The organism is Kocuria dechangensis (genome assembly GCF_014636775.1).
Taxonomy (GTDB): domain Bacteria; phylum Actinomycetota; class Actinomycetes; order Actinomycetales; family Micrococcaceae; genus Kocuria; species Kocuria dechangensis.
Window position 1 is genome coordinate 23,799 of record NZ_BMEQ01000014.1, and the last position, 13,746, is coordinate 37,544.

General features: G+C 67.8%; 13 protein-coding genes and 3 pseudogenes. 12 read left to right on the plus strand and 4 right to left on the minus strand.

Annotated elements, in window-relative coordinates; genetic code table 11:
• Positions 1 to 5: 5 nt before the first annotated feature.
• From IEW07_RS12800 to IEW07_RS12820, 5 genes are all read left to right on the plus strand, one after another.
• Positions 6 to 866 carry an ABC transporter ATP-binding protein gene (locus IEW07_RS12800; RefSeq protein WP_371870231.1) on the plus strand — a complete coding sequence of 287 codons (861 nt, stop codon included), beginning with the start codon at positions 6 to 8 and terminating at the stop codon, positions 864 to 866.
• Between the two features lie 124 nt (positions 867 to 990).
• On the plus strand, positions 991 to 1,953 hold the full coding sequence (locus IEW07_RS12805; protein WP_188537824.1) for a VOC family protein: 963 nt from the start codon (positions 991 to 993) through the stop codon (positions 1,951 to 1,953).
• A 118-nt stretch (positions 1,954 to 2,071) separates the two neighbouring features.
• A complete protein-coding gene (locus IEW07_RS12810) occupies positions 2,072 to 2,725 on the plus strand; it encodes an alpha/beta hydrolase (RefSeq protein WP_188537826.1) in 654 nt (217 codons plus the stop codon).
• A 175-nt stretch (positions 2,726 to 2,900) separates the two neighbouring features.
• The gene (locus tag IEW07_RS12815) at positions 2,901 to 3,287 is read left to right on the plus strand and encodes a YidH family protein (protein WP_188537828.1); all 387 of its coding nucleotides are present in this window, start codon (positions 2,901 to 2,903) and stop codon (positions 3,285 to 3,287) included.
• A gap of 13 nt (positions 3,288 to 3,300) precedes the next feature.
• Positions 3,301 to 3,663, plus strand: a complete 363-nt coding sequence (locus tag IEW07_RS12820; protein WP_188537830.1) for a DUF202 domain-containing protein — start codon at positions 3,301 to 3,303, stop codon at positions 3,661 to 3,663.
• Positions 3,664 to 3,700: 37 nt separating this feature from the next.
• Here IEW07_RS12820 and IEW07_RS12825 read toward each other — a convergent pair.
• Positions 3,701 to 4,241 (minus strand): annotated as a pseudogene (locus tag IEW07_RS12825) (recombinase family protein).
• A gap of 176 nt (positions 4,242 to 4,417) precedes the next feature.
• Between IEW07_RS12825 and IEW07_RS12830 the strand changes: the two are divergent.
• Both IEW07_RS12830 and IEW07_RS12835 read left to right on the plus strand, forming a co-directional pair.
• Positions 4,418 to 4,561 carry a hypothetical protein gene (locus IEW07_RS12830; protein ID WP_188537832.1) on the plus strand — a complete coding sequence of 48 codons (144 nt, stop codon included), beginning with the start codon at positions 4,418 to 4,420 and terminating at the stop codon, positions 4,559 to 4,561.
• A gap of 22 nt (positions 4,562 to 4,583) precedes the next feature.
• Complete coding sequence (locus IEW07_RS12835) at positions 4,584 to 5,354, plus strand: hypothetical protein (RefSeq protein ID WP_188537834.1); 771 nt, start codon at positions 4,584 to 4,586, stop codon at positions 5,352 to 5,354.
• A gap of 74 nt (positions 5,355 to 5,428) precedes the next feature.
• On the opposite strand, the pseudogene IEW07_RS12840 reads toward IEW07_RS12835, so the two are convergent.
• Together IEW07_RS12840 and IEW07_RS12845 are read right to left on the minus strand one after the other, a co-directional pair.
• Positions 5,429 to 6,247 (minus strand): annotated as a pseudogene (locus IEW07_RS12840) (IS5 family transposase).
• Positions 6,248 to 6,314: 67 nt separating this feature from the next.
• On the minus strand, positions 6,315 to 7,793 hold the full coding sequence (locus IEW07_RS12845; RefSeq protein WP_188537836.1) for an MFS transporter: 1,479 nt from the start codon (positions 7,791 to 7,793) through the stop codon (positions 6,315 to 6,317).
• 378 nt (positions 7,794 to 8,171) lie between these two features.
• Between IEW07_RS12845 and IEW07_RS21020 the strand changes: the two are divergent.
• The 3 genes and pseudogenes from IEW07_RS21020 to IEW07_RS12855 form a co-directional block, all read left to right on the plus strand.
• Positions 8,172 to 8,468, plus strand: a pseudogene (locus IEW07_RS21020) (hypothetical protein); the annotation flags it as partial.
• Positions 8,469 to 8,490: 22 nt separating this feature from the next.
• Positions 8,491 to 8,631 (plus strand): YHS domain-containing protein, encoded by a 141-nt coding sequence (locus IEW07_RS21025; RefSeq protein ID WP_443093585.1) that lies wholly within the window; start codon positions 8,491 to 8,493, stop codon positions 8,629 to 8,631.
• A gap of 98 nt (positions 8,632 to 8,729) precedes the next feature.
• A complete protein-coding gene (locus IEW07_RS12855) occupies positions 8,730 to 9,071 on the plus strand; it encodes a metal-sensitive transcriptional regulator (protein WP_188537840.1) in 342 nt (113 codons plus the stop codon).
• 260 nt (positions 9,072 to 9,331) lie between these two features.
• On the opposite strand, the gene IEW07_RS12860 is transcribed toward IEW07_RS12855, so the two are convergent.
• Positions 9,332 to 10,279 (minus strand): LysR family transcriptional regulator, encoded by a 948-nt coding sequence (locus tag IEW07_RS12860; RefSeq protein ID WP_188537842.1) that lies wholly within the window; start codon positions 10,277 to 10,279, stop codon positions 9,332 to 9,334.
• Positions 10,280 to 10,417: 138 nt separating this feature from the next.
• Between IEW07_RS12860 and IEW07_RS12865 the strand changes: the two genes are divergently transcribed.
• On the plus strand, positions 10,418 to 11,785 hold the full coding sequence (locus IEW07_RS12865; protein ID WP_188537844.1) for an aminotransferase family protein: 1,368 nt from the start codon (positions 10,418 to 10,420) through the stop codon (positions 11,783 to 11,785).
• A gap of 169 nt (positions 11,786 to 11,954) precedes the next feature.
• Positions 11,955 to 13,598, plus strand: coding sequence for an amidohydrolase (locus tag IEW07_RS12870; RefSeq protein WP_188537846.1), 1,644 nt, complete (start codon positions 11,955 to 11,957; stop codon positions 13,596 to 13,598).
• Positions 13,599 to 13,746 lie beyond the last annotated feature (148 nt).

A 13,746-nucleotide genomic window follows, 5' to 3' on the forward strand; every position in this document is an offset into this window, starting at 1 on the left:
CCACCATGACCACCACCGGACCCACCACCGCCCGCGCCCCCGAGACCATCACCTATACCGGCATCGAATCCTCCTACGAGGGCACCATGCTCGAGGTGCGCCACCTGAAGAAGAACTACGGGAGCGGGGAGAAGACCGCCCGGATCCTGGCCGACGTCACCTTCGACGTGAAGCCCGGGGAGTTCGTCTGCGTCGTCGGGCCCTCGGGCTCGGGCAAGACCACGCTGCTGCGCTCCATCGCCGGGCTCCAGGCCCCCACCAGCGGGGAGGTGATCTTCGAGGGCGAGACCGTCACCGAACCCCCGGCCAAGATGGCTGTGGTCTTCCAGGACTACTCCCGCTCCCTGCTTCCCTGGATGACCGTGGCCGCCAACGTCGAGCTGCCCATGCGCAACAAGTTCGACAAGGCCGAACGCGCCCGCCGCGTCGAGGACGCCCTGATCTCGGTCGGGCTGGCCGGCAAGGGCAGCCTCTACCCCTGGCAGATGTCCGGAGGCATGCAGCAGCGGGCCGCGATCGCCCGCGGCATCGGTTACCAGCCCGACGTGCTGCTGATGGACGAACCCTTCGCCGCCGTCGACGCCCAGACCCGCATCGAGCTCGAGGACCTCGTGCTGCGGATCCGGCAGGCCTACAACACCACCGTGCTGTTCGTCACCCACGACATCGACGAAGCCGTCTACCTCGCCGACCGGGTCATCGTGCTCTCCGGGGCCCCGACCTCGGTCACCGAGAACATCGTCGTGGACCTGCCCCGCCCCCGGGACCAGATCGAGACCAAGGCTCTGCCCCGCTACGCCCAGATCCGTAACCAGGTCTTCAAGCTTATTCAGGAAGCCAAGTCCCACGCCTCAGTTCAGTCGTAATCACACCGTCTGAGCGGTTCCCACCCCCACAGGTCTCAACGCACGCGGCACCGCGGGGAACAAGATTCCACAGAGGAAACGGCTCACGACGCCGAAGTCATCACCCATCACAGGAGGAAACACCATGTCGTATCTCGTCGGATCTCACCACGTGACCCTCTCCGTGGGCGGAGCGCAGGAGGACGTGGACTTCCACACCAAGGTCCTCGGCATGCGCTTCATCAAGAAGACCGTGCTCTTCGACGGGTCCACCCCGATCTATCACTTCTACTACTCCAACGCCGACGGCGACCCCTCCTCGGTGGTGACCACCTTCCCGTGGGCCCAGGCCGGGCTCTACGGCAGCCGCGGCACCAACCAGGCCCGCGAGGTGCTGCTGTCCGTACCCGAGAACTCGCTGGACTTCTGGGCCAAGCGACTCACTACCCACGGGGTGGAGAACGTGCAGGTGGAGATCTTCGGTGAGCGCCGGGTGGCCTTCCTCCACCCGTGCGGGCTGGAGTACCAGCTGGTGGGCACCGCCAAGGACCCCCGCAGGGGCTTCACCGGCCACGGCGTGCCGGCAGAGGCGGCCATCCACGGCATCCACGGGGTGGGCATCCACGTCTACGACGCCGACCGGATGGTCGACTTCGGCACCGAGGTCTTCCACTCCCGCGGTCAGATCCTTGAGGACGGCGACCGGGCCCGGTTCCAGGTCGGCAAGGACGACTACGGCAACTTCATCGAGCTCACCGGCAACCGCACCGACGATCAGGGCACCTGGCGCTACGGAGCCGGCACCTACCACCACTTCGCCTGGAACCTCGACACCCTGACCAACCAGGAGGAGATCAAGTTCGAGATCGAAGGCGCCGGCTACACCGACATCTCGGAACTCAAGGACCGCAACTACTTCAAGTCCCACTACGTCCGCACCCCCGGCGGGGCGCTGTTCGAACTCGCCGTCACCCACGACGACGGCGGCTGGGACTGCGACGAGTCCCCCGAGGAGCTGGGCAAGAACTTCATGCTGCCCCCGCAGTTCGAGGACCAGCGCGAGCCCATCATGGCCCGGCTCGAGCCCGTCACCGTCGACGAGCACTGACCTGGACGACTGGGGTGCCGGGTCCTTCGCGGACCCGGCACCCCCTTCTCCAGAACCACTGTCTGGAATTCAACGCACTGACACCACACCGGCCCCTCGGGCTTGGAAGGATGCCCCCATGTCGTCCAACATGCACCTGACACACCAGCCCACTCGCCATGGGGCACCACCGGAGTCCGCGGCCCTGGTCGTCTACGCCGTCCACGGCCGCGGCCAGTCCCCGGCCTTCATGGTTGAGGTCGCCGACCGCGTCGATCTGCCCGGCGTCGCCTGGGTTCTGCCGCAGGCTCACGATTTCAGCTGGTACCCACAGGGCTTCCTTGCTCCGACACAGGAGAACCAGCCCCACCTCGACCATGCTCTAGAGGCGATCCGCGCCCACACCCGCCCCCTGCTGGGCGAGGACGGGCCGCCGGTGGTGGTGCTGGGCTTCTCCCAGGGCGCCTGCCTGCTCTCAGAGTGGCTGTTGCGCGACCAGCCACACCTGGCCGGGGCCGTCCTGCACACCGGCGGCTACCTCGGCCCCACCGAACGGGACTGGGTGGCCTCGCCCGGGCGCGGGCTCTCGGGCCAGGTGGTCGAGATGTTCACCGCCGAAGAGGACGCCTGGGTGCCCCTGCACCGGGTGGAAGCCACCAGCTCCGCCTTCCGCTCCTTGGGCGCCGCCGTAGAGCTGACCGTCTACGACGACCCCGATCACCACCTCAACGACGACTCCGTGCACATGATCCGCCGCTACCTCCGACACCGTCTCGGACCCTCCGCACAGTAGAGCGCTGTCCCGGCCACGACAGCCCACCCCTGTCGATACACGAACCACTCGCGAGGTATCACTGCGGCGGGTGCACACAGCTTTCCCGCCCTTCATCCACCGAGCTGTGAGGTGGTCCGCTGCCTCACCCACCCCGTGACTCCACGCTTCCCCACGACCAACGGCGAGGTACCCAGTGAACAAGTCCCTGACCACAGCAGGACGCCATCGATTCGCCGCCCGCGTGCTCGGCGGCGGTACCGAACCCGACCCCCGGTTCACACTGGCCAACGAACGCACCTTCCTGGCCTGGATCCGCACCTCCCTGGCCTTCCTGGCCGGCGGCATCGCCGTGGAAGCGTTCACCGAGGATCTTTTTCCTGCACCGATCCGCACCCTCCTGGCCGTGGTCCTGCTCCTGCTCGGGGTACTCATCAGCGCCGGCGCCGCCTGGCGCTGGGTGGGCGTCGAACGCAGCCTGCGCCGCAAGGCACCGCTGCCCTTACCCCTGATCGCGCCCCTCCTGGGCATCGGCGGAGCCATCGCCTCCGCAGTCCTGGCCGTATTCGTCCTCCAGAACTGACCGGGGTCGGACCATGAGCGGCTCCTCCCAAGACCTGCATACAACCTTGCTGCCCGGTCCACCGCACGACGACCCGGGCCTGCAACCCGAACGCACCACCCTGGCCTGGGGACGCACGATTCTGGCCTTCATCACCGCCGCCGCCATCTGTCTGCGCTGGGTATCCCACCACGGAGTCTTCGTCCTGGCGCTTTTCGCCTTGGCCGTCAGCACTGGGGCGGTTATATACCTGACCCAGCGCACCCGCTACACCCGCAGCACCTCCGGAATCACCGCCGAACAGGTCGCCGCAGACGTCCTCGGTGTGCTCGGACTGTCCTTGGCCACGGTGGCCCTGGGAACTTTGGGAATCTACACAGTGCTCACCCTCTCCTGATCTCACCGTTCAGGCACGACGCAGGCCCGCCGACGACTCAGAGACTTGGCATGGGCAGTTCGTGAATGCGGCGGTACAGCGTGGCCCTGGACACCGCGAGGTCGCAGGCGACCTGGATGACCGTCTCCCCGGCCTCGACCAGGCGCAGGGCGTTGCGGACCTGGGAGCCGGTAAAGGTCAGGCGCCGCCCGCCCAAATCCTTGCCGGCGACCCTCCGCTTGGCCACCGAGTCGGGGATCCGCTCACACTTGATCTCCAGCTCCATCTGGGCCAGGACCGCAATGACAGTAAAGGTCACCGAACCCATCGGCGTGTGGGTGTCCAGGTCTCCCCCACCCACGTTCAGCACCCGTAACCCGGTGCCCCTGCCCCTCAGCGCATCGGCGCATCGGCGCATCGGCGCAGGCCAGCATGTTCTGCGTCGACCGACCACTCGCTGGAGTCGTGGTAGCGCCATAACACGACACGGCGTGCTGATGGGACTGCCGCACGCCAGCATGCAGCAGGTCATGCACTTGTCGGTCCGCATCCTGGTGCCGCGTCGACACTCGCGCATATCCTCTAAGAAGTGGTTTCAATAATCAGTGTTTGAGCCGCCAGCCCTGGCCCGCGCCCCCGTGGGGATTCTCAAGGGTTCGGTGACGGCATAGGGGGCATCCGGCGAGTAGAGATCGCTTCCTCCGTTCCCGCGCCGACGTCGATCAGCGTGCGCGCTGGGCGGTGCACCGGATCGAGCGTCTGGATCGATCGGAAGATGACGGAGCTGCGCGCGGGCCTCCCCCAGGACATGACCACGCTCGGGCACACTGGCATCGATGACCTCGAACTCCGCGGCATCCACTTCGCCCAGATGGAGGACCCCGACGTGCTGACCGACCGCGCCCACGAGAACCATTGATCCGGTGGCCCGTCGAGGACCGGTGTTCAAGGAAGGCGCCTGGCGCGACCTGGAGCCGATGCAGAAGGGCTTGGTCCTCGGCGTGCTGGCCGGTGCGGTGCTCGCCGTGCTGACGAGGCAACTGTCCTGGCTCGCCGTCGGGGTCTTCCTCGGCGCCGGGGCCGGCTACCTGGTCGGTCGCCGACGGCACACGCAGCTCCAGACCGGCCACCACGCACAGAACGCAGCCGTCATGAGCAGCACAGAGCACCGCCCGGAGGAGACGCCCGAGCACCGGGAGGAACGGCTGCGCTGGGCCGCCACGTACCGCGGCACCCGGATGCTCGAAGGCAAGACGGACCGAGCCGGAGCCCTGGGGCAGATCCGCGACACCGTTCCGGGCTTCGGTCCCGAGCGCTACGAGAGCGAGCTCGAAGCGGCTCTGGCGCGGATCGAGCAGTACCGGGTGGGTGTGCGGGCCCGTCGTGCCAAGAATCTGGCCCAGGCCCGGGAGATGGATGTGCTGAATGCGGTGTTCGCCCTGCACTACTTCAACCGCCGATTCTCCGGGCACGTCGGGGAGTACGGCCTGGGGCGGATCGACCCCGAGGAAGCACTGGGGGATCTCTACACGCGGAAGCAGATCGCCGAGGCGGTGACCCGCTCCAACGCTCTGATCGAGGAGGGGCTGCGCATGGGCATCGGACCCATGGACATCCACGCGGACATGGACCGCCTGCGGGCCGCCCACCCCGGCTTCAACGACCGCGCGCTCAGTGATGCTGTGAACTGGGGGTACCTCATCCACCGCTGAGAGGCGCACAGGCCCCTGAGCTCGACACCGGATGCCTCGTCCCCACAGTGTGGCGAAAGGCGTCAACAGTGCGTTCAGGGCAGTCGCCGGGCGCAGATGACCGTGATCGCCAGGGTGGCCACAGCCGTGATCGTGGCTGCGCTGCGGTCGTAGCGGATGGCCAGTCGGCGGAAGGCGAGCAACCAGGAGATGGTGCGTTCCACGACCCAGCGGTGCCGGCCCAGCCGGTCGCTGGAGTCCACCCCGATCCGTGCAATGCGGACGGTGATCCCGCCTCGGCGCAGGTACCGGCGCACTCTCTTGAAGGCGCACGGCCTTGTCCGCGTGCAGCTTGCCCGGCCGGTGCCGTGGACGCCCTGGCCCCGGTCCTTTGACCGGGGCCAGTCCGTCCAGGATCGGCTCGACCAGCATGGAGTCGTGCCTGTTGGCCCCGGTGATCGCCACCGCCAACGGCAACCCGTCGACGGTGACCAGCAAGTGGTACTTCGTGCCGGCTTTGCCGCGGTCGGTGGGGTGGGGCCCGGTCAGCTCGCCCCCTTTTTCGCCCGGACGCTCACCGAGTCCAGAGAAGCCCTTGACCAGTCGAGCGCTCCGTCCTGCCCAAGCTGGTCGAGGACTGCGTGGTGGAGCTTCTTCCACACTCCGGCCTCCTGCCAGGCCCGCAGCCGGCGCCAGCAGGTGATCCCGGACCCGAAACCCAGCGCGGTGGGCAGTTTCTTCCACGCAATGCCATGCTCGACCACGAACAGGATCCCCTCCAGCGCGGCCCGGTCATCCACGCACGGGCGTCCCGTCCTCCCGTTCTTCGCTGGCGGTCGAGGCTGGACCAACGGTTCCAGCAACTCCCACAACTGGTCGCTGACCAGCTTCTGAAGTGCTCTCTGCCTGGACATGGCGACCATGATCGTCACCGAGCCGAGGGCTTGGCCACCCCTGAACACCCACTATTGAAACCATTTCTTAGCGTGTCGTTTCGGGCAGGGCGTCGGCAGGCTCGTGGGTGTCTTCCTCGGTCGCCGGCCTGGCGTTGAGGGTGGTCAGGGCCAGCGTGGCGGCGGCGAGGAGGAGCCCGGTGGCCACGGTCATCGCGGTGCCGTATCCGGCGATCAGGGCCTGGTCGGTGGGCATTCCCTGGTTCTGCGGGGCGGCGGTGACGGTGGCGGCGATCCCGGCCAGCACAGCCAGGCCCAGGGCCACACCGATCTGCTGGGCGGAATTGAGCAGTGCTGAGGCGATCCCGGCCTTGTCCGGGTCGACACGGTAGACCGCGGCCTGGGTGAGGGTGACCGCAACAGCCCCGAAGCCGACCGCGAGAAGGAACATCGCCGGGGCCAGATCCACGAGGTAGTTCGCCTCAACGGTGATCCTGGACAGCCAGAATGCCGCCGCAGCACTGAGCAGCGCGCCGGCCACTGCGAGGTAGCGCGGGCCGATGCGCAGCAGCATCTTGGGCGCGGTGCCGGCACCGACGACGATCCCGGCGGCGAAGGGCAGCCAGGAGATCCCGGTGCGCAGCGGGCTGTACTGGAGCACCTGCTGCAGGTAGAGGGTGATGACATAGAAGGTTCCCATCGGCCCGACCGCGACCAGGAGCATGGTCAGGTAGGCCCCGGAGCGGTTGCGGTCGCGGAACAGGCTCAACGGCACCAGGGGGTTGCGGCTACGCGACTGCGTGAGCGTGAACACGGCCAGCAGCACCACCCCGGCGGCCACGAGGCTCCAGGCGAGGGGGTCGGTGAACCCGTCCTCCCCAAACCGGGTGATCGCATACACCAGGGCCACCATCCCGCCGGTACCCAGCCCCGCCCCGACGGCACCGAGCCGGCCGGTGTGAGGCTCGGCGCCGACCAGGGTGCGCGAGCCCAGGAGTACGAGCAGCCCGATCGGGACGTTGATGAAGAACACCCACCGCCAGCCCAGGGTGCCGGTGAGCACCCCGCCCAGGAGCAGTCCGACCACGATGCCCAGACCGGACATCGCCCCGTAGAGCGAGAGCGCGTTGTCGCGCATCTTCCGGTCGGAGAAGGTCGTGGCGATCAGGGCCAGGGCGTTGGGCGCGGTCAGGGCCGCCCCGAGGCCCTGCACGGCGCGCGCCACGATGAGCACGGCCGTGCTCTGCCCCAGGCCGCCGATCAGTGAGGCGACGATGAAGACGGTGATGCCGACCTGCAAGGTCCGGCGACGCCCCCAGAGGTCCCCGATGCGGCCGCCCAGCAGCAGCAGCGCCCCGAAGGCGAGGATGTAGGCGTTGACGACCCACGGCAGGTGCACCGCTGTGACCCCGAGCTCGCGCTGGATGGACGGCAGTGCGATGTTGACGATCGAGTCGTCGAGCACCAGCATCAGCTGGGCGGTGGCGATCACCAGCAGCGGGACCAGCCCGCCTGGGGAGCCCCCGGAAGTGTCGGGCCGCACGGCGGCGGAGGCGGCAGAAGGCATCGGAGAACTCCTCAGAACAGGGTGCGCGGGAACCGCCGCGCCATCACGTCATACCCCCTGGGGGTACTGTTGAGCTCTACTGTTACCCCCAGGGGGTATTAGTGTCAAACGGGGTGAAGGATCCGCGGACACCTCCCGGCGCACCGACAAGGGCATCGCCCCTCAGTGGACCGCTCGGCAACGATCCGGCCTCCCCGCAAGCTGACCCGAAAGATGCTCATTGACGCGCCCACCCAGCGACCGCGCGCCGGTGGAAACCGGCGGGGTCACTTCCCAGCCTGGGTCGCCTCGGCTCGGAAGCGCGCACGGTACTGCGAAGGTGAGGTCCTGAAGGCGGCCGAGAAGTACTGGCGCAGCGTCACGGGGCCGCCGATGCCAGAGGCCGCCGACCTCACCCTGGTGCGCGGGGACCTGCGCGCGGCCACTGATGCGATCCGCCTGGCCCGCACGACCCTGTCCACGATCAAGACCACCCTGTTCTGGGCCTTCGCCTACAACATCGCCGCGATCCCGCTGGCCGCCGCCGGGCTGCTCAACCCTATGCTCGCCGGAGCCGCCATGGCCTTCTCCTCCGTTTTCGTGGTCACCAATAGCCTGCGGCTGCTGCGGCTCCACCAACGACACCACGAGCACGCAGGAGCTGACTCTGACCACCGAACCCGTCCAGACCGCTGACGCCACCGCCGAGTGCCCGGTCATGGCCGGCACCCCGGTCGACAAGGCCGCCGCCGAGGCCGCCGGACTCTACCGCGACCACGCCGGCCAGCGATACTGGTTCTGCTGCCCCGGCTGCGCCCCGGCCTTCGACGCCGACCCCGCCCAGTACGCGGCGGCCTGATCCCAGCCTGCGCCCCTGGCGCCGGCGGCCCCGGGCCAGCCCCACGGCTGGTCCGGGGCCGCTGGCCTACCCGGAACCGACCGAAAGACAAGACCACCATGGACACCACCCCCGTCCCCGACACCACCACCGACACCTCTGCGGCCGAATGCCACACCGTCCACGGCTACATCAGTGACAAGGACCGCTACCTGGCCCGCCTCAAGCGCATCGAGGGCCAGGCCCGCGGCATCGCCCGGATGGTCGACGAGGAGCAGTACTGCATCGACATCCTCACCCAGATCTCCGCCCTGACCTCCGCGCTGCGCAACGTCGGCCTCGGACTGCTGGACGACCACATGAGGCACTGCGTCGCCGACGCCGCCCAGCTCGGTGGCGAGGCCGCCGACGCGAAGTTCAAGGAAGCCTCCGACGCCATCGCCCGTCTCGTGCGTTCTTGAGTGACACCTTCTGGATTAATCGGGCCGTCCTCACCACGGGACGTTCTGGCGCCGTGAGGGTGGGAAGTTCCCGCAAGAGCGGCCCTTGGGTCCAGCTTGCGCCCATGAGATGCGCAGCAGTTCCGTGCTCTGCTGATGTCCGGGGACGCCCTGACTGCAGGGTCGATGGCGGCACGCGATGGATCTACTCGTCAGAGGCAGCTGAGGCCCCGGCTTCCCTGGTCGGGAAGATTCTCGTGACCGGGCACTGAATGCTGGTGTCAGGCCACCTTGGGGGTGCCCTCCGGTGCCTCGTCGAGGGGCACAGCGTCCGGGACGACAGACAACGACGTGGTTGCCAGCTGCTGGGCAATGCGGCGGAATGCTCCGACATGAGCGCGCCGCTCTCCTGCTCGCAGGGCCACAGCTACTGGTGAATACGTAGCATCCACCAGCGGCCGGTAGACCACTCCGGGAAACTGCAGGAAGCGTGTGGCAGAACTGGGGACCGTGTCCACCGCCCCTTGGTAGGCGATCGCCTGAACGCATTCCGCGACATTCCTCATAGACGCCGCCACGCGACTGGGTTCACCTCTCACGTCATCGCAGGACCAGTAGGAGCGCCACTGTGGTGGTGCCTCTGGGGCGGCAACGACAAACGCCTCGTCCACCAGGTCGCTGGGTGAGATCCGGTCGAGGGAGGCGAGCCTGTGCTGGGAGGAGAGGCCGACGACTCGTGGCTGTGCATAGAGCTCTTGGAGCTTCACCCGCGGGTCCTCCGCTGGTGAGCGGATGAATGCCACGTCGACCTGCTCGGAGACCAGCGCCTCCACCTGGTCGACCATCGACAGCTCCTGGAAGGACAGCTGGACGTCGGGCATGGCCTTGCGGAAGGCAGAGACGATGAGCGGCGTGAGCTCCCCGGCCCCGTCGAAGAACAGTCCGATCCGCAGCTGCTGCTGCCCCGCTGCTTGGAGCATGCGGGCCTCCGCACTGGCGTCGGCCATCTGACTGAGGATCTCCTGGGCGCGGGGTAGAAAAGCCTCCCCGGCCGGGGTGAGCGCCACCCGGTTGGCGGAGCGGTCGAACAGCTGGGCGCCGACCTGCTTCTCGAGGCGGGCGATCTGCTGGCTGAACGAAGGTTGTGAGATGTGCATCCGCTGGGCGGCGCGCCCGAAGTGCAGGGTCTCCGCGAGCACCATCATGTACTGCAGCTGCCGGATATCCACCCAAGCCTCCCCCCGTCGGGCCCTGATTGCATTGGCCTATCGGCCGATCGCGAAGTGCTCATTGTCCGTGACGAACGCCACACCGCATGCTCTTTCCAAGGCTTATACAAGGATACGCGCAAGCGGAAAGACGGATACATGTTCTCTGTTCAATCGAGGGAGGTCACCGACCTCCTCCGCACGGACCTCAAGCACCTGATCCACCCGCACCAGCCCTCCTGGGCCACCGACCGGGTGATCATGGTCGAGGGCCAGGGCTGCCGGATGACCGACGCGACCGGACGGGAGTACCTCGATGCCACCGGCGGGCTGTGGCTGGCCCAGATCGGCCACGGCCGGGCGCAGATCGCCGAGGTGGCCGCCGCGCAGATGCGCAAACTGGAGTACTTCACCGCCTTCTGGGACTTCAGCAACGACCAGGCCATCGAGCTCTCGGAGCGTCTGATCTCGCTGGCCCCGGAGCGGATGGCGAAGGTGTTCTTCACCTCCGGCGGTTCCGAGGGCGACGATGCGGCGATCAAGACCGCCCGCTACTACCACTACCTCAACGGCCACCCGGGCAAGAACTGGATCCTCTCCCGCCACACCGCCTACCACGGCCTGGCCTACGGCGGCGGCTCGGCCACCGGGTTCGCCGACATGACCGAGGGCCAGGGACCGCACCTGCCCCACGTCTCCCACCTCACCCCGCCGCACTCTTACCGCTCTCACCTCTTCGATGGTGAGGACGTCACGGACTTCTGCGTGCGGGAGCTGGAGCAGCGCATCCAGCAGATCGGCCCGGAAAACATCGCCGCGATGATCGGGGAACCGATCATGGGCGTGGGGGGATTCATCATCCCGCCGGCCGACTACTGGCCGCGGGTCCAGCAGGTGCTGCGCCGCCACGACATCCTGCTCATCGCCGATGAGGTCGTCACCGCCTTCGGGCGCACCGGGTCCTGGTTCGCCTCCCCTGACCTGGGCATGGACCCGGACATCATCGTCACCGCCAAGGGCATCACCAGCGGCTACATCCCCCTGGGGGCGGTGCTGATGAGCGAGCAGGTCGGCCAGGTCGTCACCTCCGGGCACGGCTACCCGGTGGGCTACACCTACTCCGGCCACCCAGTGGCCTGCGCGGTGGCACTGAAGAACCTGGACATCCTCGAGTCCGAGGACCTGCTGGCCGCCTCCCGCACCACCGGTGACCTGCTGTACCAGCTGGCCGCCCCGCTGGCCGAGGAGCTGGAGATCGTCGGCGAGGTCCGCCACGCCGGCATGGGCCTGGCCCTGGAACTAGTCACCGACAAGGAGACCCGCGCCCCGCTGCCGCAACCCGGGCTAGGGGTGGCCGATGTGATCCGAGACCAGACCGGGGTCATCGCCCGGGTCAGCAGCCCCACCAACCTGGTGCTCTCCCCGCCGCTGATCATGACCGAGGACGAGGCGATCACCGCGGTCGCGGCCGTGGCCTCCGTCCTGCGGCGGGTCCGCCCCGACGGCACCATCGCCTGCTATCGCTGAGCGGCACGAATTTGTCTCGATCAAGGGGACGCCCAAGCCGCCTCAGCGGAGCCCTTCAGGACCGATGACCCTCCGTGTGAGGGGCACTTCACACACCTGTCAGCTGCGCATGCAGCATGGCCATCCGGCCGGAAACGCATGTTCCACCCACTTCGAATGGAGAACTCCGATGGTTCAGGTTCAAGAGCTGGTGATCAAGAACGCGGTCGTCCGTACCGTCGACGCCCGGGACTCCGTCCACAGCGCCGTCCTTCTGCGGGACGGCCGGATTGCGGCGGTAGGCACGGAAGGAGAAGTGCGGGCAGCCGCAGCCCGTGACGCAGAGATTTTCGACGCCAATGGCCGGACCGTGGTGCCGGGTTTCATCGACGCGCACAACCACATGAGCATCGCGGCTTTCGACCCGGTCTCCGTGGACTGCTCGACCCCACCGATGACCACGATGGACGAAGTGCTCACCGCGATCGAAGCGCACTGCAAGAACCTGCCGACCGGTCAATGGGCCCGCGGTTTTGGGTTCCACATGACCAAAATCAGCGAAATGCGCAACCCGACCCGGTACGAGCTCGACGAGGTGGCCCCTCACAACCCGTTCTTCCTCAGCGATGCCAGTTGTCACGCCGGTTTCGCCAACAGCGCCGCCCTGGAGGCGGTGGGCATCAGTGCGTGCACCCCCGAACCCTGGGGCGGGGAGATTGAGCGCGACAGCAAGGGTGTCCCCACAGGAGTCCTGCTCGAAGCTGCGATGAACCTTGTGCAGTCCGCCTCCTGGGAGGACTACGCCGAACGCGACTGGGACACGGCGGTCGATCTGCTGGAAGCCAAGGCTCGGGACTATTTGGCCGTGGGGCTGACGGGGATCGGAGATGCCTGCGTCACGCAAAAGGCCGCTGAGCTCTACCGCCGGGCCGACGCGTCCGGGCGTCTGCCTCTCACCCTCCAGCAACTCCACGGCGGTGATCACTTCTTTGCCCAGCAGGACCTGCGGCGCACCGACATCGTCGATCGCATTCATCGGGCCGACAGCCACATGCTCCGCAGCGGCACGATGAAGATCTTCGTCGACCGTGCCTTCCCGGACGGCCCCGCCATTCACAAGCTCCACGACGGCTGCACCCAGCACGTGGGCACCAACTTCTACAACCCCCGGGAGGTCCACGACCTGGCGACCCAGGCCAGCGGCCTGGGCATCGATCTCGCCATCCACGGCATGGGCAACTGCGCCGTCGATGCGGTCGCAGACGCCTACGAGACCGTCCGGCGCCGGACGGGGGAGGACACCATCCTCCGGCTCGAGCACGCCTTCGTCGCCGAACCCGCCCAGGCGTCCCGCCTGGCCGGGCTGGGCATCGACCTGGTCGCCAACCCGGGCCTGGCTCACACCTGGGGCGATGTGTTCACCGAATGGCGCGGTGACGACCAGAAGCACCTGCGGGTCCTGCCCGTGCGCAGCATGATCGACGCCGGCGTCCGCGTCAGCTTCGCCTCCGACCACCCCTGCGGGATCTACTCCCCCGCCGAGATCATGTGGAACGCCGTGGCCCGGCGGCACTACACCGGCGCCTACATCGACCCCGAGGAGGCCGTCACCGCGGCTGAAGCCCTGCGCGCCTACACCATCAATCCCGCTCACGCCTCCGGCCGCGCCCACGAGGAAGGCAGCATCGAGGTCGGCAAACGCGCCAACATCCTCGTCCTCGACCGGGACCCTCTCACCTGCCCCACCGACGACCTGCGCTTTTTGACCGTCGACCGCACCTACGTCGACGGGGAAATGGTCTACCAACGGCAGGAACAGAACGCCACCGTCTGAGGCAGACCTCGTTTCACCGCCTCACCTCGCGCCCGAAGCTGCCCGAGGAGTCCGGGCCCTGTCCTATCGGCCTCTCCAGCCGCCCATCGCCCCTTCCCGGCCGGCGTGCGATGCCGCCTCTGTCTTGTTCTTTCCCTCATCCACTACG